At 59.3% G+C, this 305-nt stretch carries 1 pseudogene; it reads left to right on the top strand.

Going from position 1 to position 305, the window contains the following annotated elements:
* Positions 1-267, top strand: a pseudogene (locus tag ALO43_RS08225) (outer membrane protein assembly factor BamE); the annotation flags it as partial.
* Positions 268-305: the final 38 nt, after the last annotated feature.

Raw genomic sequence — 305 nt, 5'->3', positions numbered from 1 at the left:
CGCCAGCAGGAGCGTGTCAGCCTTATATTCAACGGCAATGACCAGCTTGTGAGCCTGTCTGGCGACTTCATGCCCGGTGTCAGCCGCGATGAAGCCATTCTCGGCAAAGGCAGCGATACCACTGTCCCGGCAGAGAATCAGCCGGTGCAGAAGCCTGAAGAGCCGGCCAAGCCAGGTTCGTTGCTGGACAAGATCCAGAAAGACGTGGACAGCGTCGAGACCGTACCTGTCCCGACCCAAGAGCCTCTGGACACCAACTCTCGTTAGTCCGCAGCGCTCAACAAAAAGCCCGGCATGCCGGGCTT

The sequence above is a fragment of the Pseudomonas tremae genome (assembly GCF_001401155.1).
Taxonomy (GTDB): Bacteria; Pseudomonadota; Gammaproteobacteria; order Pseudomonadales; family Pseudomonadaceae; genus Aquipseudomonas; species Aquipseudomonas tremae.
Note: the sequence above shows the minus strand (reverse complement) of the source record. Positions and strands in the feature narration are given on the sequence as shown.